A 25,932-nucleotide genomic window follows, 5' to 3' on the forward strand; every position below is an offset into this window, starting at 1 on the left:
ATGCCATGTCGGCCGCCGCCTTCACGGGCCCTAGTGTCACGGACATCGACGCCGCGAAGGTTCGCGGCGCCGGCTCGAACGTCCACTTCGACAAGGTCGTTGTCGCCTATGGCGCCCATGTCGTCCTGCATCCGCTGACCCTCGACATCGCGCCTGGCGAAATCCTGGCGATGATAGGCCCGTCCGGCTCCGGTAAGACGACCGCTCTGCGTGCCGTTGCCGGCTTCGTGCGACCGGCAAGCGGCCGCATCCGCATCGGCGCCACCGACGTCACCGATCTGCCGCCCTATGAGCGTGGGCTCGGCATGGTGGTGCAGAACTACGCGCTGTTCCCGCATATGCGGGTCGAGGACAACGTCGCCTTTGGCCTCAGGGCACAAGGCGCCGACAAGGCGCTGATCGGCGAACGGGTGAAGGATGCGCTCGCCACCGTCGGCATGGCGACGTTTGCCCGGCGTTATCCGCGCGAGCTTTCGGGCGGCCAGCAGCAGCGCGTCGCGATTGCGCGGGCGCTTGCCGTGCGGCCGCGCGTGCTCCTGCTTGACGAACCGCTTTCGGCGCTCGACGCGCAGATCCGCCGCAACATGGTCGAGGAGATCGCCCGTCTGCACCGCAGCCTGCCGGGCCTGACCATCCTCTACGTCACCCACGACCAGACCGAGGCGCTGACGCTTGCCGACAAGATCGCCATCATGCGCGACGGCAGGGTCTGTTCGCATGGACCGACGACCGAACTCTATCGCCGTCCGCCAAACCGCTTCACCGCCGAGTTTCTCGGTCGTGCCAACCTTCTGCCGGTGACGGTTGCCGATGCTGCCGGCCCGAAAGGCTTTGCCATGGCCAGGCATGGCGATGCCGTGCTCGCCGGTGCCGGTCGCGGCGAGAAGGTTGGCGACAAGAGCCTGCTTTGCATCAGGCCGCAGCACCTGAGCCTGACGGCCGACAGCGAGCACACCAACCGCATTGTCGGCACGCTCAGGGAAGTGCACTGGCAGGGTGAACTCACGCATCTGGTGCTCGATGTCGACGGCACGCCGGTGCGCGTCTCGGCAACGAAACTGCCAATGGCCTTGCCGGAACCCGGCACAGAGGTGCCGCTGTTCTTTGCGCCGGCCGATACGTCGCTTCTTCCGGAAGACGCCGGTGTCTGAAGCGCTCGCCATTGGTATGCCGACGGCCAGAAAGCGAGAGCCGGGCCGGCTGTGGATCGTGCCGCCGGCGGCCCTGCTGGCACTGCTGTTCTTCTACCCGCTGGCGTTGATTGTACGCCAGGCCTTCCTCGACGACAGCGGCGTCGCCAATGTCGCCGAGATCGTCCGCGTCCTGCATTCGCGCTTCTTCCTCAACGCGCTGGTCAACACGGTGACGATCTCGGTCACGGCGACGGCCGGATGCCTGGTCGTCGGCCTGGTGCTGGCGCTGATCCTTGCCTTCGTGCCGTTTCCAGGCAGCGGCTTCATCGCCAGGCTGATCGACACTTTCATCGCCCTGCCGACCTTCCTGGTGACGCTGGCCTTCACCTTCCTTTATGGCTCCGCCGGCATGCTCAACTCCGGGCTGATGGAAGCCTTCTCGCTGCCGCTGCCGCCGGTCGACTTCCTTTATTCGACATGGGGCGTCGTTCTGGCCGAGGTCACGGTCTACACGCCCTTCATCCTGCGGCCGCTGCTTGCCGCCTTTTCGCTGGTCGATCGCGGCCAGATCGAAGCGGCAAGCGTGCTTGGCGCGCGACCGTTCCGCATTGTCCGCCAGGTCATTCTGCCGGCGGCGGTACCCGCGCTCATCGCCGGCGGCAGCCTCTGCCTGCTCCTCACCGTCAACGAATTCGGCATCGTCCTGTTCATCGGCGCCAAGGGCGTCATCACGCTGCCGCTGCTGATCTATGGCAAGGCGATCCAGGAATCGGCCTACCAGGTCGCCTGCATCATCGCCGTGGTCAACATAGCCCTGTCGCTCGGCCTGTTCGGCCTCTACCGCTTCGCCGCCGGCCGGTTGGGAGTCTAGCGATGCTGGTCTGGTCGCGTTCCGGTCGCTTCGTCATCTGGGTGATCTTCGCGCTGATCTTCGGCGTGCTGTTCCTGGCGCCGCTGGCGGTGATCCTGCTGTCCAGCCTCGCCGACCAGTGGAACGGCGTGCTGCCCAATGGCTTGACCACGGAGCACTACGCGGATGTCGCCAAGGGCGCGGCCTGGAACGCGGTCAAGGCCAGCCTTGTCACCGGCTTCGCGGCAAGCGCGCTGGCGCTGGTCAGCGGCACCTGGGCAGCACTTGCGCTGCGCATCCAGGGCGCCACGCTGGCGAAGGCACTCGGCCTCCTGTTCTTCATCCCGAGCGCGGTGCCTTCTGTGTCCGTCGGTCTTGGCCTGCTGGTTGCCTTCAGCCATCCGCCACTGCTGCTCAACGGCACGATCGCAATCGTCATGATCGCGCATTTCGTGCTGATCTCGGCTTTCACCTTCGGCAATGTCTCGGCCGGGCTTGCGCGGCTGTCGCCCGACTTCGAGCAGGTCGCGTCGAGCCTCGGCGCACGCCCTGCCTATCGGCTCCGGCATGTCACGCTGCCCTTGCTCGCACCCTATCTGGTCGCGGCCTTCGGGCTGAGCTTCGCGCTGTCCATGGGCGAGCTTGGCGCGACCGTGATGGTCTATCCGCCGGGTTGGGTGACGCTGCCGGTGTCGATTTTCTCACTGACCGATCGCGGCGACATCTTTGCCGGGGCGGCGCTCACCATGATCCTGGTGGCGGCAACGCTGGTCCTGCTGCTCGGTCTGGAGCGCATCACCAAGCGCGCTACCGGCGCATAGCGGACATTGCCTCAGGCCGGCTGGCGTTCGACGATGTAGATGTGGTCGGCCGCCAGCACCACCTCGCCGCGCTGGTTGATCACTTCGCAGCGCTCGATCACGCGTCCGGAACCCGGTCGCTTGGGGTCGTCCTCCTTGGCCGCGATGGTGGTGCGTGTGCGGATCGTGTCGCCGATGAACACGGGCTTGATGAAGCGCAGCCGGTCGTAGCCATAGGAAAAGGCGACGGGATTGATGACCGTTGCCGTCAGCCCGATGCCGACCGAGAACACCAGCGTGCCATGCGCGATGCGCTGGCCGAACGGTGTTGTCTTCATGAACTCGGCGTCCATGTGGTGCGGGAAGAAATCGCCGGTGTGACCGGCATGGACAATGAAGTCGGTCTCGGTAATCGTGCGGCCGTTGGTCAGCCGCGTCGAGCCGATCTCGTACTCCTCGAAATACTGGATCTGTTCCATCAGGGCCTTTCCGCGATCGGCGTCGCCGGCGCCGCGCTCGAACGATAGGCGGCTTCCACCAGCGCCATTGTGTTCCATGCATCCTCGACCGAACTGATCAGTTCGGCGTCTTCGCCGGATGCAAAGCGCTGGACATTTGCCATGCGCCCGACAAAGGCGTCGGGAAACCACTCGCCGGCCAAGGGCACCGCGATCCAGTCCGATCCGCCCTTCGGATAGATTTCCAGAATATCCGGCTCGCCCCGGGGATAATCGAGATTGAGACCGAGCTTGAGATAGGCGGCACCCTCGGTGCCGCAGACGCGAAATTCGCAGGCTTGATGCCGGCGCCCGAACTTGTGGTCGTGGTTGATCGATAGCGCGCAGCGCACGGTGTCGCCATAGTCGAGAATGGCGCTGGTGCGCGTCTGCGCCACGGAATGATTGGGATGGCCCAGCGTCTTGGCATGCACGCCCTTGGGGTCACCGAGCAACTGCCGGATCAGGTCGAGATAGTGGATCGAGTGCATGGCGATCTCGACGCGCGGCGCCTTGAGCAGGAATTCCCACAACTGCCACGGCGTCGCCAGCGCCAGCCAGGCGTCGAAATCGACGATCTCGCCGAGCCAGCCCTTGGCGATGGCGTCCTTCAGCGCCAGCATCATCGGCGCGAAACGGAGCTGGAAATTCACCGCCGCCTTGAGCTTCTTGGCGCGGCAGATTTCGAGGATTTCGCTTGCCTCGCCGAGATAATTGCCCATTGGCTTCTGGATCAGGGCGACCGCACCGCCGGGCAGAGCCTTCAGGATGTCGGCGTGCCGCCCCGGTGGCGTTGCCAGATCGAAGATCGCGTCCTTAGCTCCAGCGGCTTCTTGCACCGATCCGAACGCCGTCACGTCCCATTTATCGGCCAGGGCCTGCGCCTTGGCCTGGTCCGGATCGTAAAGACCGGCGATCGGAAACCCCGCTTTTCGGTAGGCCGGGAAATGCGCGTCGCCGACAATCGACCCTGCACCGAAAGTGACGATCGGTCGGGGTCGTGAGGGTTTGGCCCAGGCCTGGACGAGTGAGGCAGGGTCGAAACCGGCCTCAGTCATGATGGAAGACCTCGTCCATCGAAGCCCACCATTCACCCTCCTTGCGGGTCGCAAGCGGCTCCTGGCAAGGTATGCAGACGGCCCACCATTCCTGCGTCCTCGGATCGGCCGCCATCTTGGCCGTGTCGGCCTCGTAGTCGGTGCCGTGGTATTCGAAGGTGCTGAACAGCAGGTTCTCCGGCCGCTTCAGGTAAATGGAATAGTTCTTGATGTTGCATGCCGAAATCATGGTCAGCACGTCAGGCCAGACGGCGGCATGGAGGCGAACATAGTCCTCGACCTTCTCCGGCTTCAGCCCAAGCACAAATCCCATCCGCTGCATATCAGCTCCTTATGTCGTGATCGCCGTGGTGAATTCGGCGATGCTCATGGCCTTGACCGCGTCCCAGTCCCAATCGATGCCGATACCGGGCTCGTCGGGCGCCAGCGCATGCCCATCCTCGATGCGCATGTGCTTGCCGGTCAACTGGTCGAGTTGCGGAATGTACTCGACATACCTGCCGCTCTGAACAGCGCAGGTCAGGCTGACATGCAATTCCATCAGGAAATGCGGGCAGACTGGAATGTCGAAGGCCTCCGCCGCATGGGCGATCTTGAGCCAGGGCGTGATGCCGCCGATGCGGCCGACATCGACCTGCACGATCGAGCAGGCGCCTTTCTGCATGTATTCGCGGAAGTGCCTGACGGAATAGAGCGACTCGCCGATGGCGATCGGCGTCGGCGTCGAATTCGACAGCCTGACATGCCCGTCCATGTCGTCGGCCGGCAGCGGCTCCTCTATCCAGGCGAGATCGAGTTCTCGAAGCCTCGCTGCACGCCGGATTGCCTCGTCGACGGAGAAACCCTGATTGGCGTCGGTCATGATCTCGTAGCCGTCGCCCACTGCCTTGCGCACCGCCGACAGCCGCGCGAGATCCTCAGAGCCGTGCGGCCTGCCGATCTTCACCTTCGAGCCGCGAAACCCCTTGGCCTTGGCGGCCACCGCATCGTCGACCAGCGCCTGCGTCTCGATGTGCAGCCAGCCGCCTTCGGTCGTGTAGAGCGGGCAGCGGTCCTTGGCGCCGCCGGCGAGCTTCCATAGCGGCAGGCCCTGTTTCTTTGCCCTGAGGTCCCAGAGCGCCGTGTCGATCGCCGCGATGGCGATTGCCGTGATGGCGCCGATCGTGGTGGCGTGGGTGGCGAATTCGAGATCGTGCCAGATCGCTTCGATCATATCAGGATCGCGGCCGATCAGGCGCGGCGCCAGGTGATCGGACAGGAGCCGCATCACCGACGAGCCGCCGGTGCCGATCGTGTAGCTGTAGCCGGTTCCGACCGCGCCATCGGAATCGGTGATGGTGACGATTGGCGTCTCTTGGCTGACGAAGCTCTGGATCGCGTCGGTGCGCTTGACCTTGGGCACAAGGTCGACCATCCGCAATTCTATCTTTTCGATCTTGGCCATGTCGGTCAGCTCCGCAATGTCTTTCCGGTCTCAGCGGCAAACAGATGCGCCTGCGACAGGTCGAGGCTCATGGCGACGCGCTCGCCTGGCTTCAGCGGCCTGGGGTTCAGCATGCGAGACACCCAGTCACTGCCGTTGAACTCGACGAACACCAACGTCTCGTTGCCGAGCGGCTCGGTGACGGTGATCGGCAGTTCGATCTGATGCACGTCGGCCGCGCCGCCGGAGCTGATACCATGGCCGGTCGGATAGATGTCGTCTGGCCGCAACCCGAACACGACTTTGTCGCCGGCAGCGACGTTGGCCTTGAACTGACCGGGCAGGGGCAGCTTGGCGCCGCTGGCGAAAACCAGCTGACCGTCGTCGACCGTCGCCTCGTGCAAATTCATCGGCGGCGAGCCGATGAAGCCGGCAACGAAGCGCGTGGCTGGCCGGCGGAACACTTCATCTGGGGTGCCAACCTGTTCGATATGTCCGTCGCGCATGATAACGATACGATCGGCAAGCGTCATCGCCTCGACCTGGTCGTGGGTGACGTAGATCACCGTCGATTGCACCTTGGCGTGCAGCTTCTTGATCTCGGTGCGCATCTGCGTTCTGAGCTTGGCATCGAGATTGGAAAGCGGCTCGTCGAACAGGAAGACGTCGGGGTCGCGCACGATGGCACGACCCATGGCGACGCGCTGGCGCTGGCCGCCGGACAGTTGCGACGGTCGACGGTCGAGCAAAGCATCGAGCCCCAGGATAGCCGAGGCCTCGGCGACGCGGCGATCCATGTCGTCCTTGGCGGCGCCGGCGATCTTCAAGGAGAAGCCGAGGTTTTCGCGCACCGTCATATGCGGGTAGAGCGCATAGGACTGGAACACCATCGAGATGTTGCGCGAACGCGGCGGCAAATCGTTGACGACGCGCCCGCCAATCTCGATCGAACCGGCGCTGATCTCTTCCAGCCCGGCTATCATGCGCAGCGTCGTCGACTTGCCGCAGCCGGAAGGACCGACCAGCGCGATGAATTCGCGGTCGGTGATGTCGAGGTCGATGCCATGCACGATCTCGATATTGCCGTAGCGCTTGGTCAGCTTTTTGAGGGAAACCGTTGCCATGAGATCAGCCTTTCACCGCGCCGGAGGTCAGGCCGCCGACAAGGTGCTTCTGGACGATGAAAGTGAGGGTGAGCGCCGGAATGATCATCACCACGGCGAGCGCGCACATGCCTCGCCAGTCGATGGTGAACTCGGCCGTGTAGTCGAGCAGGCCGACCGGCAGCGTCTTGGCGCTGACCGAGCGGGTCAGTTGGGAGGCCAGCGCGAACTCGTTCCAGCAGGTCAGGAAGGCGAAGATCGCGGCCGATGCGATGCCTGGTCCGGCGAGCGGGAACTCGACCTGCCAAAAGGCCTGCCAGCGCGTGCAGCCGTCGATTTGTGCTGCCTCGGCGAGATCCTTCGGCACCTGGCGAAAGAAGCCGTCGATCAGCCAGATGGTGAAAGGCACGTTGAGCGCGACATAGGCAAGGATCAGCCCGAAATGCGTGTCGATGATACCGAGCCGCACATAGAGGAAGAACAGCGGCAGCGACAGCGCGATACCGGGCACCGTGCGTGTCAGCATCAGGCCGAGGAAGACGCTCGATTTACCGCGAAAGCGATAGCGCGCGAAGGCATAGCCGCCCGCCATGCCGATGGCGACCGCGATCACCGTCGAAGTCACCGATATGATCAGCGAGTTGCGGAAATATTCGATGACAGGGATGCCGCCCTTGCCGATGCCTGAGAACATCGCGACATAGGCGTCGAACGAAATATCCTGCGGGATCCACACCGGCGGCTTGGCCATGATCTCGACCGTCGGCCGCAGCGACGACAGGACGATCCACAAGCCCGGCAGGCAGATGGTCAGCATCGCCAGGAACAGGCCGATGCGATAGACGATATCAAGCAGCCTGCGCTTAAGGCGGGCGGAAGAATTCTCGTCCATCTTCACCACTCCGCGCCGATTTGCGTGCGCGCCGCGGCGAGCTTGTTGAAGAAGTAGACTGTGAAGGCGATCGACAGCAGGATCGAGAAATACGCCATGGCGTTGGCCATGCCCATGCGCCCGTCGCTGTAGGCGGTGCGTGCGACCAGAGTCCACAAAAGCTCCGTGCGGCCGGCCGGACCGCCATCGGTCATGATCTTGACGATGTCATAGGCACGCGCCACGTCGAGCGAGCGGATGGTCATGGCGATGTAGGCGAAGGGCATGACGAACGGCCAGGTCACATAACGGAAGGTCTGCCACGGCGTGCAGCCATCGACGCGCGCCGCCTCGATCGGCTCTTTGGGCATGGCGAGCAGCCCGGCGAGGATCAGGATGGCGAAGATCGCCGTCGACGACCAGATCTCGGCAACCGAGATGGCGATGAAGGCGAGGTGACCCTCGATCAGCCACGGGATGGCGTCCCTGGTGATGCCAAGCGACTGCAGCGCATTGTTCACCAGGCCGATATTGTCGTTGAACATGAACTTGAACTGGAAGCCGACGAGGATCGGCGAGAACATCATCGGAAACATCATCAGCGTGCGCAGGATGCGCTGGCCGCGCGTCGCCTTCTCAACCAGCATGGCGAGACCAAGGCCAAGCAGCATTTCAAGATTGAGCGCGATCGTCAGCAACAGGACGGTACGGCCGAATGCCCACCAGAAATCGGTGTTGGCCAGGATCGACAGGTAATTTCTGAGGCCGATGAAGACGAAGAACGTCTCGGGCTTGGTCAGGCGGAACGGCGTGAAGCTTGAATAGAGCGACAGAAGCAGCGGCACCACGACGACCGCCGCCAGAACGACGATGGCCGGAAGCAGCAACAGGAACGGCGCGGGTAGCTTGAGGCCCTTCATCGGGCTCCTCTGGTGTCTGGCATTCAGATTTTGGCCCGAGGCCCGATATGATGAAACGGACAACGCCGGCAAAAGGCGATTACCTCCCCCATTGAGGATGAGGGAGGCAATCTTGTGAGCAATGCTTACAGTTTGCCTGCGTCCTGCAGGATCTGCGTCGCCTTGTCGGCGGCTTCGTCCAGTGCCTGCTTGGAGGTCTTGTCGCCGAGGATCGCGGCCTGCAACTCGGGATAGACGGCGTTCGAGATCTCGATCCACTCAGGCGTCTGCGGCACGGCAAAGGCGTGCTTGGCTTCTTCCTGGAAAGCCGACAGAACCTCCTTCTTGTAAGGGTCGTTGGCGGCCTGCTGCAGGTCCCAATCCCAGACCGCGGTGCGCGTTGGCAGCGGGCCGGCGGTGGCCTCGAGCTTCTGGCTGTCCTCGTTGGTCAGCCACCATACGAGCGATGCCGCTGCCTCCTTGTTCGGGCAGTTCTCGGTCACCGAGAAGCCATGGAAGCCTGACCAGCCGGTGCGCACTCCGGCGGAGCCTTTCGGCGCGACCTTGACGCCGACATTGCCCGCGACCTTGGACGATTTCGGATCGTTGAAGAAGCCGGCCCAGCCCGGCCAGTCCAGATTGATGGCGACGGTGCCCGAGGCAAAGCCCTGGCCGAGATCGTCCCAGAGGTAGTTGGTGGTTCCGGCCGGCACGGCCTTGGCCTTGTAGAGGTTGACGAACCAGTCGAGCGCCCGGATGCCGGCTTCGGAATTGAAGACCGGCTTGCCGTTCTTGTCGAGATATTCGCCGCCCTCGGCGACGACCATTTCGTAGAAGCGGCCATTGATCGCCTCTTCCTTGCCGGCAAACTGCGTGCCGTAGAAATTGGGCGGGTTGGCGAAGAACTCAGCCTGGTCGGTGACTTCCTTCCAGGTGTCCGGCGGCACCAGGTCATAGCCGTATTTGGCCTTGAACTTGGTCTTGTTGTCGGCGTTCTCGTACAGGCTCTTCTGGTAGTAGAGCGCCGAGACGTCGAACTGCGCGCGCGGCAGCATTTCCAGCTTGCCGTCGATGGTTGCCGCCTTGATCGTCGATGGCACGAAGGCGTCGATCTCCGACTTCGGCAGGAGCTTGCTGAGGTCGGTGTAGAGGCCGGTGTATTGCGGCGCGAAGGAGGAATGATTCCAGCCGACGCACCAGTTGGTGCTGCCCGAGGCGATGTCGGACTTCAATTCCTTGTCGATGTCGAAGCCGTTCTTCTTGGTCAGGATGTTTACCTTGGCGCCTGTCGCCTTCTCCCATTCGGGAATGCGCTCGTAGAGCTTCTCATATTGCTGGCCGCCGATCAGCTTCACGTCGACGGTCACGCCGTCGAACTTGCCGGGCAGGTCGCCGGCAAGGGCGGTGCCTGCGCCTGACGCAAGCATCAATGCGCCGGCGCATACGCCGGAAAGCAGTCTGTTCATTGGTATCCTCCCTGGGTGCGCCTCGGTGGCGCCCGCAACTCGTCACGTGACAAGAAATGCTACATTCATATACAAACAAAACATTCATCCGTACGTCAAGGCGAAATTTGTTTCCGCCGGCCGCGTTCCTGCGTATATGAAGAGTTGAATTCACTGGAGGGATGAACCATGGACGACAGCGAAGACGAGCGTTATCGCGCGCCGGCGCTCGACAAGGGGCTCGACATCCTTGAGCTTCTAGCGGGCGTGGACGGTGGCCTGACCCAGGCGGAAATCGCCAAGAAGCTCGACCGCAGCCCCAATGAATTCTACCGCATGCTGGACCGGCTGGTGCGGCGCGGCTACGTCACGCGGCTCGATGGCGACCGTTATTCGCTGACGCTCAAGCTGTTTGGCCTGGCACAATTGCACGCGCCGGTGCGACGGCTGGTTTCCTATGCGACGCCGCTGATGCGCGAACTGGCCGAGACCTCGCAGCAGGCCAATCAACTCGTTGTTTTTGATCGCGGTTCCGCCGTGGTGATAGGCCAGCAGGAGGCGCCGAACTACTGGGGGATTTCGATCCGGGTCGGCTCCCACATCAGCCTGTTCGACACCGGTTCAGGCCATGTCCTGCTCGCCTTCCGTTCACCGGAAGAGCGGCAGATGATGATCTCGGAGCACGTCCGCAGCACCGACAAGACCGCGCAGCCGGCCGAGTTCTTCGCCCGTCTCGACCAGATCCGCGACCGCGGCTACGAGATGATGGCTTCCATGCAGACCGCGGGCGTCTTCAACCTTTCCGCTCCGGTGCGTGGTTCCGACGGCAAGGCCATAGCGGCGCTGTCGATCCCCTACATTACCGTCGTCAACGCGCCCTCGGCACCCGACATCACCCGCACCATCGAGTTGCTGCTCGCAACCTGCGAGAAGCTGTCGCACCTCGCTGGGTCGGCCGTCGGTTCATCGGCCTGAATTCTTATTTGAATGAAGAATTCCTCCGTGAGAGGATCGAAAAAGCTACAGGGAGGAGCCCGCCATGATCATCGACACCCATTTGCATCTCATCGATCGCTCGGCGCTTCGCTACCCCTGGCTTGCCGGCGTACCGGCACTGAACCGCGATTTCTCCTATGAGGAATACGCTACGGAGGCAAAGCGTGCCGGTGTCGAACGCGTGCTGCACATGGAGGTCGATGTCGACCCGGCCGACATCGAGGCGGAGACCGCCCGTGTCGAGGGCCTGTCGCGGCAAGCGGGCAGCATGCTCTCTGGGACAATAGCATCCTGCCGTCCCGAAGACGCTGACTTTGCCGCTTATCTCGAACGCCAGCGGACAAACCCCTTCGTCAAGGGTTTCCGCCGCGTCCTTCACGTCGTGCCGGACGATCTTTCGGAAGGCGCGCTGTTCCGTGACAACATCAAGCGGCTTGGCGGCACCGGCCTGACCTTCGACCTCGTCGTGCTGCCGCATCAGATTCCCAAGGCGATCGCGCTCGCCGAACTGGCGCCCGACGTACAGTTCGTCCTCGACCATTGCGGCGTTCCCGACATCAAGGGCGGAGCCGAGCATCCCTGGCGCGAACACATGAGCGAGATCGCACGGCGCCCGAACGTGATGGCCAAGATTTCCGGCGTGGTCGCCTATACCGACGCCGCCAATTGGACCGTCGATACGCTCAGGCCCTACGTCGAACACACCATCAATTCGTTCGGCTGGGACCGCGTCGCCTGGGGCAGCGACTGGCCGGTCTGCACGCTTGGTGGCGGTCTCTCGACCTGGGTGGCTGCGACCCATGCGCTGCTCTCGGGTTGCAGCGTTTCGGAGCGTGACAGGCTGTTGTCGGGCAATGCCCGCAGGCTTTGGCGGTTGAAATAGCGACCTCGCTCAGCTCTCGCCAGGCGAGGGGGAACTGGCCCGGAACAGGCTGATGAGATCGGCAATGACCTGGCTGGAACGATGACCTGAGGTCAGGCCGGAATTGATGCGGTCTGACGCCGCTTGCTGGAACGCCATGTAGCCGTCATGGCGCGGCCGCACCCAGGCGCCCTCCAGCGTCGCGCGCGTGCCTCGATAGAAGTTGCCGGCCACTTCATTGATAGTCTGGTCTTCCCAGGCAGCCGCATGGCCCGGCTGGCCGCCGGCGGCGGCATAGATGCCACGCTGGACATCGCCGCTGGCGACCCAATAGGCAAAATCGATCGCTGCCTCTTTGGCCTTGGAGAAGGCTGATACGGCTATGCCTGTACCGCCGAGCGCCGAGCCGATCGGACCATTGGAACCGACCACCGGAATGTCGGCAAAAGCCAACCTGTTGGTGCGAAAACCCGACGCCGCATAAGAGACGTAGCCATAGATCAGCGGCGCGCAGACAATGCGGGAACCAGCCTCGGCCATGCGTTCCGAAACGGCGATCGGGTCCATGTCGAAGCACGTCGGGTCGACCAGCGCGGCGATCTCACGCATCGTCTCGAAGACTTCGCAGCCCGTCTCGACAGCGATGAGATCGCCCGACGGATCGGTCGCGCAGGGATGCCCGAGATTACCGGCCAGCGTGTAGAAGGTCATCAGGCAATGCGGCGGTCGCAGCGGCAGCAGCACGCGGCCTTGCCGGGCGAGATCGAGCACTTCGCTCCACGTCGCTGCCGGCGCATCGAGCGCGTCCGGCCGCCAGGCCTGCACCTGGCTGGCCGCATCGATCGGAAACGCCCATTGCCGGTCTTGCCAAGTGTAACTCGGATAGGACTGGCCGACGCTCCCCGAGGCAAGCGCGGCGCGCTCCGCCTCGCGGCCGGCGACGTCGAGAGGCTCGAGGCAGCGCTCCGCGGTGATCTGGCCGACATGCGGATGGTCGATGACGATGAGGTCATAGGCGCGCGCCAACTCCTCGACCGGGAAGGACTCGAAATCCTGCAGCGAACGCTTGTCCCATTCGATGGCAATTCCCGTCCGCTCGCGCCATAGCGCCGAGCAGGCAACCATGGGATCATAGCCACGCGGATGGCTCCAGGTCATGCCGCTAAGCTTGAGGCTCACAGGTCGAACTCCTCGCGGATTTTTGCGCTGTGCTCGCCGATACGGGGTGCCGCGCGGTCGACCTTGGCCCTAACACCGTCGACCCTCAGCGGCGAGCTGGTGGTGAGGATCGAGACGTCGTCCTCGCGCGTTACCGTCTGCAGCATGTCGAGCGCCTGAAAACCCTCGCTTGCCAGCATCTCCGGCCAGGTCAGCACCTTGGCGCACCAGATGTCGGCGGGTTCGAGAATGGCCAGCCAGTCGTCGATGGTCTTGGTCGCGATCCTCTGGGCGATGATTGCCTTGATATCGTCGCGCGCGGTGAACCAGGATGCCGGCTTGTCGCGATAGGGAGCCAATCCATCGAGCGACAAAAGGTCGGCCAACTTGGGGATCGGCGTCATGGCGATGGCGAGATAGCCCTCCTTGGCCGGATAGACTCCGTAAGGCGCCGAGAGATAGGCATGCGCGCTGCGGAAGCTCGAGCGCCTGGGCAGGCGGCGCCCGTCATTGAGATGCGTGGTCAGCACCTCGAACTGGAAGTCGACCAGCGCTTCCAGAAGGCTGGTCTCGATATGGCTGCCCTGGCCTGTGATGCCGCGCCGCACCAGTGCGGCCAGGATGCCTTGCGCGCAGGCCGCACCCGCCAGCATGTCGCCGATGGCGAGGCCGAACGGCACCGGTCCCTGGTCTTCGTCGCCGTTCAGCCACATCACGCCGGAGCGCGACTGCGCCAGCAGATCCTGGCCCGGGCGCTTCACCCACGGGCCATCCTCGCCATAGCCGCTGATCGAGGCATAGACCAGGCGCGGATTGATCTGGCGGACGGTCTCGTAGTCGAGCCCAAGGCGCTCGATGACGCCCGGTCGGAAATTCTGGATCAGCACATCGGCCTTGGCCAGCAGCCCGCGCAATGTATTGAGGTCCGCCTCGTTCTTCAGATCGATGGCGAGGCTTTCCTTGGCCCGGTTGATGGCATGGAAGATGGTGGAATCGCCGCCGATCTCGGTGTCGCTAAGATAGAGCCGGCGCGACAGGTCGCCGCCGTCAGGACGCTCTATCTTGATGACGCGGGCGCCGAGATCGAGCAGCCTGAGCGAGCAGTAGGGTCCGGACAGGAATTGGCTCATGTCGACGACGACGAGACCGGCAAGCGGCAATTCGGCTGCTGCCGGCATTTCTACTTCTCCGTCTTGCCGACGAAATCGGCAGGGTTGCGGTACTTCACCGTCTGCAGATGCTCGCAATAAAGAACGAGCTCGCCTTCGCCCTTGAACACCTCGTAGCTGGCGCGGATCAGCCCCATCTCCTTGTAGCGGGGGTGTTTGTCGAGGTTGGAACGGATCGAATAGATCGTGTCGCCAATGAAGACAGGCTTTATGAATCGTAGCTTGTCATAGCCATAGGAAAAAGCGTTGACGCAGTTGGTGGCGACCAGCCCGAGGCCCGCCGAGAAGACGAACGCGCCGGCAATCAGCCGCTTGCGGAAAATGCCCTCGCTCTCGGCAAACATCTGGTCCTGCACGTAAGGATGGATGTCGAGCACCAGCGTGTTGAAAAGGTGACTGTCGCCCTCGGCCATGGTGCGACGCAGCGAGCGGATTTTCTGGCCGACCGGCCAGTCCTCATAGAACCAGTTCTCGGCGTTCCACACCGGCAGGGCGGCATGATCGGCGGGCATATTCCTGGGATGCGTCGAGACAACGCCAACGGTTGGCGCGAAATCGCTCATGGCGTAGTCCACCGGGCTCGCGAGAGCGCCCATCCAGCCATTCGAGCACGCTTCAAAGCGCCTGGGTGCACGACGTCTCCTTCCGTCAATCTTCTTTTGTAAATACTATTTTCACATATGGGGTTGCGTTGCAAGCGAGGACAAGCGAAATTTTGGCGGTCCCACGGTACTGAGCACCGGCGGGCAGGGAGGGAAAACATGCGCAAAGCCTGTCTGGTCTTCGTCGGCAGCCTGAACCGCGAAGCGCCTTATTTTCAGAGTGCGCGAGGCGTCGGTCTTGGTGTCTACAGCTTCGACGAGGAAACGCTGCAAACAAGAAAGCTGGCCGAGACGAATGATGTCGACAACCCTACCTTCCTGTCGGTGACACCGGATGGCTCGCGCATCTACGCCAATTCGGAAGTCTTCACCTGGCGCGAGGGCACGGTCTCGGCCTACAGCTTCGATCGCGGCTCGGGCACGCTCGCCTATTTGAACAAACAGCCATCGCTGGGCAGCATCACGGCGCACAATACCGTCACGCGCGACGGCACCAAACTCCTGGTCGCCAATTACGGCATGGGCGAGGGTGGTCCGGACCGAGCGGTGGCTGTGTATGGTTTCGACGGGGAGGGCGCACTGTCCGCGCCATTGGCCAGCGTTTCGCACAAAGGCACCGGCCCCAACGCGACGCGGCAGGAACGCTCGCATGCCCACAGCGTCACCGAAACCATTGCCGGTGGAACGGCAATCGTCGCCGATCTCGGCATCGACCGGCTGGTGTCCTATCGGATCGGACAGAACGGAAGTCTGGTGAAGCTCGCAGAGTCCGCGCTCCCTCCGGGTGCCGGCCCGCGTCACATTGCCTTGCACCCGAACGGCCGCTTTGTCTTTGTCATGAACGAGCTGGATTCGACCGTCGCGTCGATGGCGCTCGACAATGCGACCGGCAGGCTATCGATCATCGACACCAAGCCGGCGGTGCCGGCCGAGGCCCGCGACAGCAATCACTGCGCCGATATCCAGATCTCGCCGGACGGCCGTTTCGTCTATGGCGGCAACCGTGGCCACGACAGCGTCGTCATCATGGCGGTCGACCAGCAGACCGGCAGCTTAAGTCTTGTCGGCTATGTCCCTTGCGGAGGCGCCACGCCACGCAACCTGGCGCTGACGCCTTCGGGCGGCCATCTGTTCTCCGCCAACCAGAATGCCGACCGCATTTCGATCTTCGTCCGCGACGCCGGCAACGGCATGCTGACCAATACCGGGCGCAGCATCGACATCGGCACGCCGATGTGTGTCAAGATCGTCGCGTGACCGCCGGCCAGCAGACTAGCCGGGCTCAAGCCTCTTGGATGGCCGAGAGCTTCCAGGTCGAGCCATTCTGGCGCGTGAACGTCCACAACTCGGTCGTCTCCGTCGGATGCTCTTCGTCGCCCTCGACGACCTTGCCGCTCGCCCGTTCGCGCATCACGTCGCGAGACTCGTAGCGCAACGCCGCCGTGGCGTAGTCGCGGTCATCCTCGCGCCAGCTTTCCGCGATGTCGGCCTGCAGCAGGGTGACGTCGGACACTTCGTTCCTGAGACCTTTCTGGGCATTGTCGGCCAGCTCTTCCGAGAGATAGGATACCATCTCGGGCGTGACCGACCGGCGCAATGCCGCATGGTCTTCGCGCCCGAACGCTTCCTGGACATCGGTCAACAGCTGCTGGAACGCGTCAAGGTCGGCCTGGGCCAGCGTGATCTCTTCGGATCGGGTGGTCTCGTAGCCTCCGCCCGATCCGCCGCCAAACCCGGGAATTGTGAAGGAGCCAGCGCTGCTCGTGTTCTGCTGTGCCGTTGCGCGGTTCTCGAACCGTGAAGCTTGGGCATCGCCCATGCCGGCGAGCGCGGGCGCGGGGCCACGCGCGGATTGCGACCGGAAGAACCTGATGGCCAGCATGATCGCGCCACCGATGAGCAGGGCCTGGAGCAGGAATCCGAACATGCCGGCGAGGCCGCCGAAACCTTGGCCAAGGAGCAGTCCGATCAGGCCGCCGATCAGCAGGCCGCGCATCATCGTTCCACCGAAGCCGCTCATGAAGCCGGGCCTCTGCAGGCCGGTCTGTGGTTGCCGGGCAGCATTGTTGACGCCGGCGTTGGGTGTCATCGAACGCTCGACCGGAGCGGTCGGCGCCGGCGCGGTCCGGGTCGGCGGTGCCGATTGGAACGTGCGTGTGCCTCGGCTGCCGAAACTGCCGCCGCGCCGCGCCTCGGCATGATCGATCGCGACCATGGAGAATGCAAGGAACAGGCCGGCAAAGAGGGTGACAAATCGGCTTGTGCGGGAAATCATCGGGGTGACCTTTATCGCTGTGGTTTCGGGCGTTTTCGGCAAAGGGCCGGCCTTGGAAAGACCGGCCTCATGGTCAATCGAACAGCTCTTCGAAAAATGATTTCTTCCGCTTCGGATAGCGGTGGCCATGCGAGCGGGAATAGTCGCCATCGCGGTCCCGGCTGTGTTGCGGCTGGGCAAATGGCGCCGGCTGTGGCTGCGGCGCGGGAGACGCGTCCCTGGTGGACCGTTCGATGATCTTGTCGAGTTCGCCACGATCGAGCCAGACGCCGCGGCACTGCGGACAGTAGTCGATCTCGATCCCCTGGCGTTCGCTCATCACGAGGGCGACGCGGCAGGAGGGGCAAACCATGCCGAGGAGGGAAGATGTCATGTGGGGCTCCTAACCAGAAAGTAATGAGCCCACTTAACCGAAAGGAATGGAAACGGGCCCGTTGAAGCGGTCCGACATCACGGTCGCCAAAGCGACAGTCAGAGGGGCCCGGCCCGCACACGGGAGTTAGGAATGCGGGACGAAGCCTTCAAGGGGCAATGTTGCCGGTGAGAGCGATTTGCTGCTCAAACCGTCACCACGATCTTGCCGAACTGCCCGTTCGATTCGAGATAGCGATGCGCCTCGACGATCCGGTCGAAGGGAAAGATCCTGTCGATGATCGGCCTGAGCGCGCCGTCCGCGAGGCCTTCGAGGATGAATGCCTTGGCCGGCTCCAACTTCTCCGGGTTGCCGGTGATCTCATGCACGAGATAGCCGCGCAACGTCAGTGTCTTGCCCAGTACCGCAGGCAACGGGAACGGCGTCGGCTGGCTGCTGAGGCCGCCATATTCGATCAGAATGCCGCCTCGCGACATCGCCGCAGTCAGCGGCTCGAAGATCGGCCCGCCGATCGCATCCAGCACCACGCGCACGCCTTGCGGCCCGGCGATCTGGCTCAGTCTGTCGGCAAGTTCCTCTTCCTCAAGGACCACGACATGCGCCGCGCCGGCGTCGAGCAGAGCCTGCCTCTTCACCGATGTCCGCGTCACCGCGATTGCTATCGCACCAACGCTGTTGGCGATCTGGATCGCTGCAAGCCCGACGCTGCTCGAAGCCGCCGTGATGACGACGACCTCTTCGCGGCGCAGCCTGGCGATGTCGATCAGGGCGCCGTAGGCGGTGAGGTACGGCATCCAGACCGCCGCCGCGGTTTGCCAGTCGAGGGACGCCGGATGCTTGACGATGAGCCCCGCGGGAAAGGTGACAAGCTCACCGTAAGCCGGCCAGCGAACCATCGATTGCGGCGGGATGACGCTCACGGCGTCACCATGTGCCAGCCCCATCACGCCTTCGCCAATTGCCTCGATGACGCCCGCCGCTTCCAGCCCAAGCCCGGAGGGCAGGACGGGTGTCTCAATGTAGCTGCCCGCGCGCAGCAGCGCCTCGGCGCGGTTGAGGCCGAGCGCCTTGACGCGGATCTGAACCTCGCCCGGACCCGGTGGCGGAAGGTCGACCTCCTCGATGCGCAGGACCTCGGGACCGCCATGCTGGTGGAAGCGAATGATACGGGCCATTTGGCTCACTCCAAAATATTTGACACTGAATGAGCTATGACGCGAAAGCTTTGTGCGATAAACGGCTGTTTGGATTGTTCAGTAGAAACCAGGAGTTTCGAATATGGATAGGCTGGAAAGCATGGCCGTGTTCGTCAGGGCGGTCGATCTTGGCTCGTTCGCGGCGGCGGCCACCGCGCTCGATCTATCCGGACCGATGGTCGGCAAGCATGTCCGGTTTCTCGAGGAGCGGCTTGGCATGCGTCTGATTAACCGGACCACGCGCCGCCAGAGCCTGACCGATTTTGGCCGCGCCTATTATGAGCGGTGCCGCCTGGTGCTGGCCGAGGCCGAAGCGGCCGATGCGCTCGCCGCCGACCAGCTCTCGGAACCGCGCGGAAAACTGCGTGTCACCATGCCGGCGCATTTCGGGCGCCACTGCGTCACCCCCGTGCTGCTGAAGCTGGCAGGGCAATATCCAATGCTGGAACTCGACCTGTCGCTCAGCGACCGCTTCGCCGATCTCGCCGAGGACGGTTTTGACCTCGCCATCCGGACCGGCGGTCTGAACGACAAGGCTGGCGTGATCGCGCGTCGCCTTGCACGCCAGGACATGGTCGTCTGTGCCGCGCCTTCCTATCTTGAAATTCATGGCGAGCCACGGCGGATCGAGGACCTCGCCGATCACCAGGCGATTGTCTACCGCCGGCTCGGCATGATCGTTCAGCCGTGGCTATTTCCGCGCGAGGGGCAGACTGCGCTCGAGGTAACCCCAAACGGCCGGCTGCGGCTCGACGATCTGGATGCCATCGCCGATGCGGCCGTCGACGGCATGGGGCTGGCGTGGTTGCCTTACTGGCTGGCTCGCGAGCGCATCCAGGCCGGCACGCTGGTCGAGCTGTTGCCGGACCAGCCGCGCTATCCCTACGATTGCCATGCGCTCTGGCTTCGGACGCCGCATCTGTCGCTCAAGGTCCGGCTGGCCGTCGACGCATTGGCGGCCGCCTTGCCGAAAATGATGGCGTGATCGCCAACAGACGGCTTGCGCTCTTTGAGGCGTGACGTTCCGGTGCCATATGAAGGTGGCTGATGGGTGTGCGCATCGCAGGAGAGACGGTTGATGACCAAGGGTTCGGATCTGTTCGTGGCGGCCCTCGAAAATGAAGGGGTCGAACGAATTTTCGGCATTCCGGGCGAAGAAAATCTCGACATCGTCGAATCCATCCGCCGCTCGTCGATCCAGCTGATCCTGACGCGCCACGAGCAGGCGGCGGCCTTCATGGCCGCCACCTATGGCAGGCTCACCGGCAAGCCGGGTGTGTGCATCACAACACTTGGCCCCGGCGCGCTCAATTTGACCACCGGCTCTGCCTATGCGCTGCTCGGCGCGATGCCGATGATCATGATCACCGGCCAGAAGGGCATCCTGTCGTCCCGGCAGGCGCGCTTCCAGATCGTCGACATCGTCGCGGCGATGAAGCCGCTGACCAAGCTGTCGCGCCAGATCGTCTCGCCTAGGATGATCCCGTCGCTGGTGCGCGAAGCCTTCCGCGTCGCCCAGGAAGAGCGCCCCGGCCCCGTGCACCTCGAACTGCCGGAAGACATCGCGGCGGCGGAATGCGAGCCGATCGCGCTGGTGCCGACGCATCCGGTCGAATTGCCCCTGGCCAGCGCTGGCGCGCTCGATCGCGCCGCCCGCATGATCATTGAGGCCAAGCGTCCGCTGCTGATGTTCGGCGCCGCGGCGTCACGGCCGCGCGTGACTCCCGATGTCGCCCAGTTCGTGCTGCGAACGCAGATTCCCTATTTCACCACGCAGATGGGCAAGGGCACGGTGCCCGGCGGCACCGAGCTCTACATGGGAACGGCGGCTCTTTCGGAACGCGACTACGTGCACGAGGCCATCGAACAGGCCGATCTGATCATCACCATCGGCCACGACACGGTCGAGAAGCCGCCCTTCATCATGGGGGCGAAAGGACCGAAGGTTATTCATGTCGGCTACCAGACGGCTGATGTCGAGCAGGTCTATTTCCCGCAAGCCGAGATCGTCGGCGACCTCGGCCCATCGCTGGCGCTGCTGGCGGACCGCATCGAGGGCAAGATTCCCAACGCGCAGGCCCTGCTGCCGCTGCGCGAAGGCATTTTGAGCCGCATCGCCGCGCGCGCCACCGAAGGCCGTTTCACGCCGCAGCGCATCGTACATGACGTGCGCGCCGTGATGCCGGCCGACGGGATCCTCGCGCTGGACAACGGCATGTACAAGATCTGGTTCGCGCGCAACTACCGCACGCGCATGGCCAACACGCTGCTGCTCGACAATGCGCTGGCCACCATGGGTGCCGGCCTGCCGTCGGCGATGATGGCGGCACTGCTCTATCCCCAGCGTCGTGTCATGGCTATCGCTGGCGATGGGGGTTTCATGATGAACAGCCAGGAACTGGAGACTGCTGTTCGGCTCAAGCTCAACCTCGTCATCCTGCTGCTGGAAGACCACGCTTATGGCATGATACGCTGGAAGCAGGCTGTCGACGAATTCCCGGATTTCGGCATGACCTTCGGCAATCCCGACTTCGTCAAATACGCCGAAGCCTATGGCGCCAGGGGCACCAGGGTTGGCGCGATAGCCGACCTGCAACCGGCGTTGGAACAGGCCTTCGCCGGCGGCGGCGTGCATCTCGTCGTGGTGCCCATCGACTATTCCGAAAACACCAGGGTGCTCGTCGACGAATTGCGAGAGCGACTGCCGGCGCCAAAGGCACCCTGACGGCAGCGGCAAAGCCGCCGTCAGGATCGGTTGATGCCTACAGCTTGCAGTAAGGCGTTACCGGCGCGATCGTGCCGAAATCCTTGACGATCTCGTAGCCGATGCCGTCCGCCGCCGCCTTGCCGACATAGGAATGGCAGAGCGTGTGGTTGTTGCTGGCATCGACCCGGATCTTGCCTTGTGGCGCATCGAACTCGATCGTCGGCAGCGCCTTGAGCACATCGTCGTCCTTCAGCGAGCCGGCCTTCTCCGCCGCCAGCGCGTAGAGATGCAGGCCGTTATAGCCGGCCTCGCCGATGCCATTGACCATCTTCTCCTGGCCGAATTTTTCGCGGAAGTTCGCGATGAACTTCTTGTTGACCGGGTTGTCGAGCGCCATCCAGTAGGGCTGCGGCGCGTAGGTGCCGGCGGCGACGCCAGGCGGCAGCGCGTCCTTGTTGAAGACCTCGTCGAGCGGTGCGATCAGAGGCTGCTTCATGTCGAAGCTGCGATACTGCTTGAGCTGCGTGACGGCGTCGTTGCCGACCACCATCGACCACACGACGTCGGGCTTCAGCGACTTGATCTTCTGGAAGGCCGGGCCGAAATCCGTGGTGCCGAACGGATAATAGTCGGCGCCGACAATCTTGCCGCCGGCCTTTTCATAGGCGGCTGTGATCGCCTCGGTCATTTTCTGCGGCCAGGCATAGTCGGACGCCATGATGTAGATGGTCTTGCCGAGGTTTTCGGCCACCCACGGCATCATCGGGTCTACCTGCTGCATCGGGATAGGTCCGGTGGCGACGAAGTAGCGATTGCATTCGCCGCCCTCGAAATTGGTCGGGTAGAAAAACAGCTTCTTGGCCTTCGAGGTGACGGAAAGCGTGGCGCTGCGCTCGGGCGAAATGATCGTTCCCATGATCACGTCGACCTTGTCCTCGTTGAGGAGCTTGCGGGCCTTGTCGATGGAGCCCTTGGTCGTGGTCTGGTTGTCCTCGATGAAGAGCTCCACCTGGCGCCCGCCAATGCCGTTGGCGGCGTTGAGTTCGGCGGCGGCGAGCTTGTAGCAGTTGAGCAGCGTCTCGCCGAGGATCGCCTGCAGCCCGGTGATCGGGATCGACAGCCCGACCTTGACCGTGTCTGCGGCGCGCAGGATTCCCGGCGCGCCGACCATTGCGAAGGCGGCCGCGGCGCCGCCGGATTTCAGAACAGTTCTTCTGTTTATCATTGTTGTGTTCCCTTCCAGTCCAGGCGCGCCCCATGCACGCCTTACAAAGCCAAGAGGTCCTTCAGCAGGATCTCGTCGGCGAATGCTTCCGGCGTGCCCTCATGCACGATCCTGCCCTTCTCCATCACCAGGCAGCGGTCCGCCGCCTTGAGGACGAGATCGAGATTCTGCTCGACCAGGACGATGGCGATGCCGCGCTCGCGCGCGATGCGCGGCACCAGCTCGGCGATCGACTGCACGATGTTCGGCTGGATGCCTTCCGAAGGCTCGTCGAGCAGCAGCACCGACGGCAGGCCGCACAGCGCGCGGCCTATCGCCAGCATCTGCTGCTGGCCCCCCGAGAGCGTACCGGCGATCTGCGCCTCGCGTTCGCGAAGGATGGGAAAATAGCCAAAGATGTCGGCTGGAATGTCGCCGTCGCCACGATCCTTGGCGGCGCGCGTGCCGACTTCCAGGTTCTGTCGCACGGTCAGCTGATTGAAGATGCCGCGGCCCTGCGGCACATGGGCGATGCCCGCCCGCGCGCGGCGGAAGGCCGGCGCGTTGGTGAGATCCTGGTCGCCGAGAACCACCGCGCCGCCGCTCGCCTTCAGGCCGCCAGCGATGACGCGCAGCAGCGTTGTCTTGCCGGCGCCGTTGCGGCCGAGCAGGCCGACCACTTCGCCCGCCGCGACGCCGAGGTCGATGCCGTTCAGCACCGGGAGCAGGCCGTAGCCGGCCGAAACGGCAAGTGTCCGCAGCATGCTCAGCGCCTCCCCAGATAGACGTCGCGGACCATCTCGTCGGCCTCGATGTCGTGGAAGGGACCGCTGCGAAGCCGGCGCCCCTGGTGCAGCACCAGCGTCTCGCAATTCAGCGCCCGCACGAAGCGTATGTCATGCTCGACCGCGACGATCGAGAACTCGCCCTTCAGCCGCAGCAGCATTTCGGCCGTCGCCAGCGTCTCCTGCGGCGTCATGCCAGCGGTTGGCTCGTCGAGCAAAAGCAGCCGTGGCCCGATGGCCAGCGCCATGCCGATCTCCAGCCATTGCTTCTGGCCGTGCGCCAGTTCGCCGACCAATGTGGCGGCACGATTGGTCAGCGCGACCAGTTCCATCAATTCACCGATTGGCCGGGCCGGGGAGGGGGCACCCCATCGTGCGACCTTGAGGTTGTCCTCAACCGAGAGGCTCGGGAAGACCGACGGGATCTGGAACTTGCGGGCAATGCCGAGCCGGGCGATGCGATGCAGCGGCAGGCCGGCAATGTCGCGGCCGAGGAAATGGACGCTGCCGCTGGTCGGGCGCAACGTGCCGGTCAGCACGTTGAGGAAGGTACTCTTGCCGGCGCCGTTTGGGCCGATGATGCAGCAGAGCTCCTTGTCGCGGACCGTCAGGTTCAATCCTTCGAGGGCCTGCAGCCCTCCGAAGCGGATACCGACATTTTCGGCCTGGAGCAGGACGTCGCTCATCAGGCCTGCCTCCTGCCTTTGAACAGGCTCTTCAGCCGCGCATAGATCGACAGGATGCCGTCCGGCAGGACAAAGACGATGATGACGAAGACGCAGCCGAGCAGCAGCGGCCACAGGCTCGGATTGAAGCTGCTGATCGTCTGCTGCGCGCGCTGGATGAAGATTGCGCCCAGCACTGGGCCAAGCAGCGTGCCGCGCCCGCCGACCGCCACCCAGACAATGACCTCCGTCGACAGAAGCAGTCCGGACAGATCGGGGGCAACCAGCCCGGCCATGCAGACATAGAGCGCGCCGGCAAGCCCGGCGATAGCTGCCGAAAGGATGAAGGTGACGAGCAGCCGTAACGGCGCATTGTGGCCGAGTGCCGCCGCCCGGAGCTCATTGTCCTGGATGGCGGTCAGCACCGTGCCCCAGCGGCCACGGCTGATCGACCACAGCGACAGAACGGCCACCGCCACGATGACCGCGACGAAGATATAGCTCGACAGGTCCTGGCTGAGATCGACATGCCGGCCGCCAAGATCGAATTCGATCGGCGGGATCCCGATCAGGCCGCTGTCGCCGCCGGTGACCGAACTCCAGGAGATGGCCGCCTGCTGGCAGATGACGCCCATGGCCAGCGTGACGATGGTGAAGTAGCTGCCGCGGATGCCGCCGAAGAACAGGAAGTAACCGATGATGGCGGCGACGAAGGCAGCCCCCGCAATGGCGCCCACGATGCCGAGCAGGCTGCCGAAAGGAATCGCGTCATTGAGCGTGACCAATGCCATGATGTAGCCGCCGATGCCAAAGAAGGCGGCGTGGCCGAAACACAGGATTCCGGTGCGGCCCCAGAAGAAGTCGAGGCTCGCCGCGAACAGGCCGAAGATCAGCGCGTCGCGGATCACCGTCAGTTGGTAGCCGTCGGCGAAGAAGGGATAGGCGATGGCAAGCGCCACGCAGACGGCGAAGATCAGCAGCCAGTTGCGGTCCCGGGCGATCATCGCGACGCCCCGTTGAACAGGCCGTTGGGCCGCACCCGCACGGCGACGATGGCCGCCAGCAGCACAATGGCCTGCGCCAGCGATGGCGAGATCTGGTAGTTGAGGATGCTGGTCAGCCCGCCGACGAAGACGCTGCCGGCTACGAGGCCGCCAATCGAGCCGACCCCGCCGACGATGACGACGAAGAAGGCGTTGGCGAGATAGTTCACCCCCATCTGCGGCAGCACGATCGCCAGGGGCGCGACCAGTCCCCCAGCCAGCCCCGCGATTGCCGCGCCGAAGGTGAAGGCAATGGCGTAAGTGCGGCGCGTGTTGATACCGACGCCCTCCGCCATTTCGCGGTTCTGGATGACGGTGCGGATGTCGAGCCCGAACGACGTCCGGCTGATCAGCAGGATGACGCCGAGCAAGGTCGCCATGGCGATGCCGATCAGGATCAGCCGATAGGCCGGATAGACGGTGAAGAAGAGGTCGAGCGTGCCTTCGACCGGCGGCGTCACCGGCTTGGCGCCGAGCCCGAAGGTCAGTTCCAGCCCTTGCTGCAGGATCAGGCTGACGCCCCAGGTGGCGAGCACGGTCGAGACCGGCCGCGAATAGAGATGGCGGATGATGGCGAATTCCAGGATGCAGCCGACCACGGCACCGGCGATCGGCGCCGCCGCCAGGCCCAGCCAGAACGAACCGCCCATGCTCTGGATGAAGTATACCGCGAAGGCGCCGACGGTCACAAACTCGCCATGCGCCAGATTGGTCACGTTCATCAGGCCGAAGCTGATCGCCAGCCCGAGCCCGACCAGCATCAGGATGCTGATCAGCGTCAGCGCATTGAGCAATGTCGTGATGGCAAAATCCATCGC

27 protein-coding genes are annotated in these 25,932 nt (G+C 63.7%); 8 read left to right on the top strand and 19 right to left on the bottom strand.

What is annotated here, in order from left to right:
• The first annotated feature begins 5 nt into the window (after positions 1-5).
• Genes FJ936_RS10415 through FJ936_RS10425 form a run of 3 tightly spaced genes read left to right on the top strand, consistent with a single transcriptional unit; the run spans position 6 to position 2,804 of the window.
• Positions 6-1,151 (top strand): ATP-binding cassette domain-containing protein, encoded by a 1,146-nt coding sequence (locus FJ936_RS10415; protein ID WP_140617479.1) that lies wholly within the window; start codon positions 6-8, stop codon positions 1,149-1,151.
• Entirely contained in the window at positions 1,144-2,004 is an 861-nt protein-coding gene (locus FJ936_RS10420) for a 2-aminoethylphosphonate ABC transporter permease subunit (RefSeq protein WP_015319061.1), read from the top strand. Before FJ936_RS10415 ends, FJ936_RS10420 begins: the two co-directional genes overlap by 8 nt.
• A gap of 2 nt (positions 2,005-2,006) precedes the next feature.
• Positions 2,007-2,804 carry an ABC transporter permease subunit gene (locus tag FJ936_RS10425; protein WP_140617478.1) on the top strand — a complete coding sequence of 266 codons (798 nt, stop codon included), beginning with the start codon at positions 2,007-2,009 and terminating at the stop codon, positions 2,802-2,804.
• 11 nt (positions 2,805-2,815) lie between these two features.
• Here the strand turns inward: FJ936_RS10425 and FJ936_RS10430 are convergent, their stop codons facing one another.
• The 8 genes from FJ936_RS10430 to FJ936_RS10465 form a co-directional block, all read right to left on the bottom strand.
• The gene (locus tag FJ936_RS10430; RefSeq protein WP_181171274.1) at positions 2,816-3,265 is read right to left on the bottom strand and encodes a MaoC/PaaZ C-terminal domain-containing protein; all 450 of its coding nucleotides are present in this window, start codon (positions 3,263-3,265) and stop codon (positions 2,816-2,818) included.
• Positions 3,262-4,338, bottom strand: coding sequence for a Gfo/Idh/MocA family oxidoreductase (locus FJ936_RS10435; RefSeq protein ID WP_140793959.1), 1,077 nt, complete (start codon positions 4,336-4,338; stop codon positions 3,262-3,264). Before FJ936_RS10435 ends, FJ936_RS10430 begins: the two co-directional genes overlap by 4 nt.
• Positions 4,331-4,660 carry an L-rhamnose mutarotase gene (locus FJ936_RS10440; RefSeq protein WP_140793961.1) on the bottom strand — a complete coding sequence of 110 codons (330 nt, stop codon included), beginning with the start codon at positions 4,658-4,660 and terminating at the stop codon, positions 4,331-4,333. Before FJ936_RS10440 ends, FJ936_RS10435 begins: the two co-directional genes overlap by 8 nt.
• Positions 4,661-4,669: 9 nt before the next feature.
• The gene (locus FJ936_RS10445; RefSeq protein WP_141906531.1) at positions 4,670-5,782 is read right to left on the bottom strand and encodes a mandelate racemase/muconate lactonizing enzyme family protein; all 1,113 of its coding nucleotides are present in this window, start codon (positions 5,780-5,782) and stop codon (positions 4,670-4,672) included.
• A gap of 5 nt (positions 5,783-5,787) precedes the next feature.
• Positions 5,788-6,885: a sn-glycerol-3-phosphate ABC transporter ATP-binding protein UgpC gene (gene ugpC / locus FJ936_RS10450; protein ID WP_140794014.1), complete on the bottom strand. Its 1,098-nt coding sequence runs from the start codon at positions 6,883-6,885 to the stop codon at positions 5,788-5,790.
• A 4-nt stretch (positions 6,886-6,889) separates the two neighbouring features.
• Positions 6,890-7,756 carry a carbohydrate ABC transporter permease gene (locus tag FJ936_RS10455; protein WP_140617472.1) on the bottom strand — a complete coding sequence of 289 codons (867 nt, stop codon included), beginning with the start codon at positions 7,754-7,756 and terminating at the stop codon, positions 6,890-6,892.
• Positions 7,757-7,758: 2 nt separating this feature from the next.
• The gene (locus FJ936_RS10460; RefSeq protein WP_140794016.1) at positions 7,759-8,655 is read right to left on the bottom strand and encodes a sugar ABC transporter permease; all 897 of its coding nucleotides are present in this window, start codon (positions 8,653-8,655) and stop codon (positions 7,759-7,761) included.
• 125 nt (positions 8,656-8,780) lie between these two features.
• Entirely contained in the window at positions 8,781-10,100 is a 1,320-nt protein-coding gene (locus tag FJ936_RS10465; protein WP_140794018.1) for a sugar ABC transporter substrate-binding protein, read from the bottom strand.
• A gap of 168 nt (positions 10,101-10,268) precedes the next feature.
• Between FJ936_RS10465 and FJ936_RS10470 the strand changes: the two genes are divergently transcribed.
• The gene (locus tag FJ936_RS10470) at positions 10,269-11,054 is read left to right on the top strand and encodes an IclR family transcriptional regulator (protein WP_023771193.1); all 786 of its coding nucleotides are present in this window, start codon (positions 10,269-10,271) and stop codon (positions 11,052-11,054) included.
• 64 nt (positions 11,055-11,118) lie between these two features.
• Positions 11,119-11,958, top strand: a complete 840-nt coding sequence (locus FJ936_RS10475; RefSeq protein ID WP_140794020.1) for an amidohydrolase — start codon at positions 11,119-11,121, stop codon at positions 11,956-11,958.
• 9 nt (positions 11,959-11,967) lie between these two features.
• Here FJ936_RS10475 and FJ936_RS10480 read toward each other — a convergent pair whose 3' ends face one another.
• The 3 genes from FJ936_RS10480 to FJ936_RS10490 are packed head-to-tail and all read right to left on the bottom strand — an operon-like array spanning position 11,968 to position 14,827.
• Positions 11,968-13,116, bottom strand: a complete 1,149-nt coding sequence (locus FJ936_RS10480; RefSeq protein ID WP_181171534.1) for an extracellular solute-binding protein — start codon at positions 13,114-13,116, stop codon at positions 11,968-11,970.
• Positions 13,113-14,273, bottom strand: a complete 1,161-nt coding sequence (locus FJ936_RS10485; protein WP_140794022.1) for a CaiB/BaiF CoA-transferase family protein — start codon at positions 14,271-14,273, stop codon at positions 13,113-13,115. Before FJ936_RS10485 ends, FJ936_RS10480 begins: the two co-directional genes overlap by 4 nt.
• 2 nt (positions 14,274-14,275) lie before the next feature.
• Entirely contained in the window at positions 14,276-14,827 is a 552-nt protein-coding gene (locus FJ936_RS10490; RefSeq protein WP_140794024.1) for a MaoC family dehydratase, read from the bottom strand.
• Between the two features lie 198 nt (positions 14,828-15,025).
• On the opposite strand from FJ936_RS10490, the gene FJ936_RS10495 reads away from it, so the two are divergent.
• Entirely contained in the window at positions 15,026-16,123 is a 1,098-nt protein-coding gene (locus tag FJ936_RS10495; protein ID WP_141906532.1) for a lactonase family protein, read from the top strand.
• A 25-nt stretch (positions 16,124-16,148) separates the two neighbouring features.
• Here the strand turns inward: FJ936_RS10495 and FJ936_RS10500 are convergent, their stop codons facing one another.
• From FJ936_RS10500 to FJ936_RS10510, 3 genes are all read right to left on the bottom strand, one after another.
• Positions 16,149-17,141, bottom strand: coding sequence for a Tim44 domain-containing protein (locus FJ936_RS10500; protein ID WP_140617466.1), 993 nt, complete (start codon positions 17,139-17,141; stop codon positions 16,149-16,151).
• 73 nt (positions 17,142-17,214) lie between these two features.
• On the bottom strand, positions 17,215-17,514 hold the full coding sequence (locus FJ936_RS10505) for a zf-TFIIB domain-containing protein (protein WP_140617465.1): 300 nt from the start codon (positions 17,512-17,514) through the stop codon (positions 17,215-17,217).
• A 185-nt stretch (positions 17,515-17,699) separates the two neighbouring features.
• On the bottom strand, positions 17,700-18,689 hold the full coding sequence (locus tag FJ936_RS10510; RefSeq protein WP_140877936.1) for a zinc-dependent alcohol dehydrogenase family protein: 990 nt from the start codon (positions 18,687-18,689) through the stop codon (positions 17,700-17,702).
• Between the two features lie 103 nt (positions 18,690-18,792).
• Here FJ936_RS10510 and FJ936_RS10515 point away from each other — a divergent pair, with 103 nt between their 5' ends.
• On the top strand, positions 18,793-19,695 hold the full coding sequence (locus tag FJ936_RS10515) for a LysR family transcriptional regulator (protein WP_140792192.1): 903 nt from the start codon (positions 18,793-18,795) through the stop codon (positions 19,693-19,695).
• Positions 19,696-19,788: 93 nt separating this feature from the next.
• Complete coding sequence (locus FJ936_RS10520) at positions 19,789-21,435, top strand: acetolactate synthase large subunit (protein ID WP_140792194.1); 1,647 nt, start codon at positions 19,789-19,791, stop codon at positions 21,433-21,435.
• 37 nt (positions 21,436-21,472) lie between these two features.
• Here FJ936_RS10520 and FJ936_RS10525 read toward each other — a convergent pair whose 3' ends face one another.
• The 5 genes from FJ936_RS10525 to urtB are packed head-to-tail and all read right to left on the bottom strand — an operon-like array spanning position 21,473 to position 25,929.
• Positions 21,473-22,642 carry a substrate-binding protein gene (locus FJ936_RS10525; RefSeq protein ID WP_140792196.1) on the bottom strand — a complete coding sequence of 390 codons (1,170 nt, stop codon included), beginning with the start codon at positions 22,640-22,642 and terminating at the stop codon, positions 21,473-21,475.
• Between the two features lie 41 nt (positions 22,643-22,683).
• Positions 22,684-23,385: an ABC transporter ATP-binding protein gene (locus FJ936_RS10530; RefSeq protein ID WP_140792198.1), complete on the bottom strand. Its 702-nt coding sequence runs from the start codon at positions 23,383-23,385 to the stop codon at positions 22,684-22,686.
• Between the two features lie 2 nt (positions 23,386-23,387).
• Positions 23,388-24,092, bottom strand: coding sequence for an ATP-binding cassette domain-containing protein (locus FJ936_RS10535; RefSeq protein ID WP_140792200.1), 705 nt, complete (start codon positions 24,090-24,092; stop codon positions 23,388-23,390).
• On the bottom strand, positions 24,092-25,075 hold the full coding sequence (locus tag FJ936_RS10540; RefSeq protein WP_140792202.1) for a branched-chain amino acid ABC transporter permease: 984 nt from the start codon (positions 25,073-25,075) through the stop codon (positions 24,092-24,094). The genes FJ936_RS10535 and FJ936_RS10540 overlap by 1 nt, the downstream gene beginning before the upstream one ends.
• Entirely contained in the window at positions 25,072-25,929 is an 858-nt protein-coding gene (urtB, locus tag FJ936_RS10545) for an urea ABC transporter permease subunit UrtB (RefSeq protein ID WP_141906533.1), read from the bottom strand. The genes FJ936_RS10540 and urtB overlap by 4 nt, the downstream gene beginning before the upstream one ends.
• Positions 25,930-25,932 lie beyond the last annotated feature (3 nt).

Origin of the sequence: Mesorhizobium sp. B2-4-13 (assembly GCF_006658535.1) — a bacterium.
Taxonomy (GTDB): domain Bacteria; phylum Pseudomonadota; class Alphaproteobacteria; order Rhizobiales; family Rhizobiaceae; genus Mesorhizobium; species Mesorhizobium australicum.

Bases quoted from the DNA above. Each gene is read 5' to 3' on its own strand.
- FJ936_RS10445 (WP_141906531.1), bottom strand. From the start codon at position 5,782: ATGGCCAAGATCGAAAAGATAGAATTGCGGATGGTCGACCTTGTGCCC.
- FJ936_RS10520 (WP_140792194.1), top strand. From the start codon at position 19,789: ATGACCAAGGGTTCGGATCTGTTCGTGGCGGCCCTCGAAAATGAAGGG.
- FJ936_RS10435 (WP_140793959.1), bottom strand. From the start codon at position 4,338: ATGACTGAGGCCGGTTTCGACCCTGCCTCACTCGTCCAGGCCTGGGCC.
- FJ936_RS10415 (WP_140617479.1), top strand. From the start codon at position 6: ATGTCGGCCGCCGCCTTCACGGGCCCTAGTGTCACGGACATCGACGCC.
- FJ936_RS10490 (WP_140794024.1), bottom strand. From the start codon at position 14,827: ATGAGCGATTTCGCGCCAACCGTTGGCGTTGTCTCGACGCATCCCAGG.
- FJ936_RS10535 (WP_140792200.1), bottom strand. From the start codon at position 24,092: ATGAGCGACGTCCTGCTCCAGGCCGAAAATGTCGGTATCCGCTTCGGA.
- FJ936_RS10505 (WP_140617465.1), bottom strand. From the start codon at position 17,514: ATGACATCTTCCCTCCTCGGCATGGTTTGCCCCTCCTGCCGCGTCGCC.
- FJ936_RS10460 (WP_140794016.1), bottom strand. From the start codon at position 8,655: ATGAAGGGCCTCAAGCTACCCGCGCCGTTCCTGTTGCTGCTTCCGGCC.
- FJ936_RS10440 (WP_140793961.1), bottom strand. From the start codon at position 4,660: ATGCAGCGGATGGGATTTGTGCTTGGGCTGAAGCCGGAGAAGGTCGAG.
- FJ936_RS10455 (WP_140617472.1), bottom strand. From the start codon at position 7,756: ATGGACGAGAATTCTTCCGCCCGCCTTAAGCGCAGGCTGCTTGATATC.
- FJ936_RS10495 (WP_141906532.1), top strand. From the start codon at position 15,026: ATGCGCAAAGCCTGTCTGGTCTTCGTCGGCAGCCTGAACCGCGAAGCG.
- FJ936_RS10530 (WP_140792198.1), bottom strand. From the start codon at position 23,385: ATGCTGCGGACACTTGCCGTTTCGGCCGGCTACGGCCTGCTCCCGGTG.
- FJ936_RS10425 (WP_140617478.1), top strand. From the start codon at position 2,007: ATGCTGGTCTGGTCGCGTTCCGGTCGCTTCGTCATCTGGGTGATCTTC.
- ugpC (WP_140794014.1), bottom strand. From the start codon at position 6,885: ATGGCAACGGTTTCCCTCAAAAAGCTGACCAAGCGCTACGGCAATATC.
- FJ936_RS10470 (WP_023771193.1), top strand. From the start codon at position 10,269: ATGGACGACAGCGAAGACGAGCGTTATCGCGCGCCGGCGCTCGACAAG.
- FJ936_RS10500 (WP_140617466.1), bottom strand. From the start codon at position 17,141: ATGATTTCCCGCACAAGCCGATTTGTCACCCTCTTTGCCGGCCTGTTC.
- FJ936_RS10510 (WP_140877936.1), bottom strand. From the start codon at position 18,689: ATGGCCCGTATCATTCGCTTCCACCAGCATGGCGGTCCCGAGGTCCTG.
- FJ936_RS10475 (WP_140794020.1), top strand. From the start codon at position 11,119: ATGATCATCGACACCCATTTGCATCTCATCGATCGCTCGGCGCTTCGC.
- urtB (WP_141906533.1), bottom strand. From the start codon at position 25,929: ATGGATTTTGCCATCACGACATTGCTCAATGCGCTGACGCTGATCAGC.
- FJ936_RS10465 (WP_140794018.1), bottom strand. From the start codon at position 10,100: ATGAACAGACTGCTTTCCGGCGTATGCGCCGGCGCATTGATGCTTGCG.
- FJ936_RS10540 (WP_140792202.1), bottom strand. From the start codon at position 25,075: ATGATCGCCCGGGACCGCAACTGGCTGCTGATCTTCGCCGTCTGCGTG.
- FJ936_RS10515 (WP_140792192.1), top strand. From the start codon at position 18,793: ATGGATAGGCTGGAAAGCATGGCCGTGTTCGTCAGGGCGGTCGATCTT.
- FJ936_RS10485 (WP_140794022.1), bottom strand. From the start codon at position 14,273: ATGCCGGCAGCAGCCGAATTGCCGCTTGCCGGTCTCGTCGTCGTCGAC.
- FJ936_RS10525 (WP_140792196.1), bottom strand. From the start codon at position 22,642: ATGATAAACAGAAGAACTGTTCTGAAATCCGGCGGCGCCGCGGCCGCC.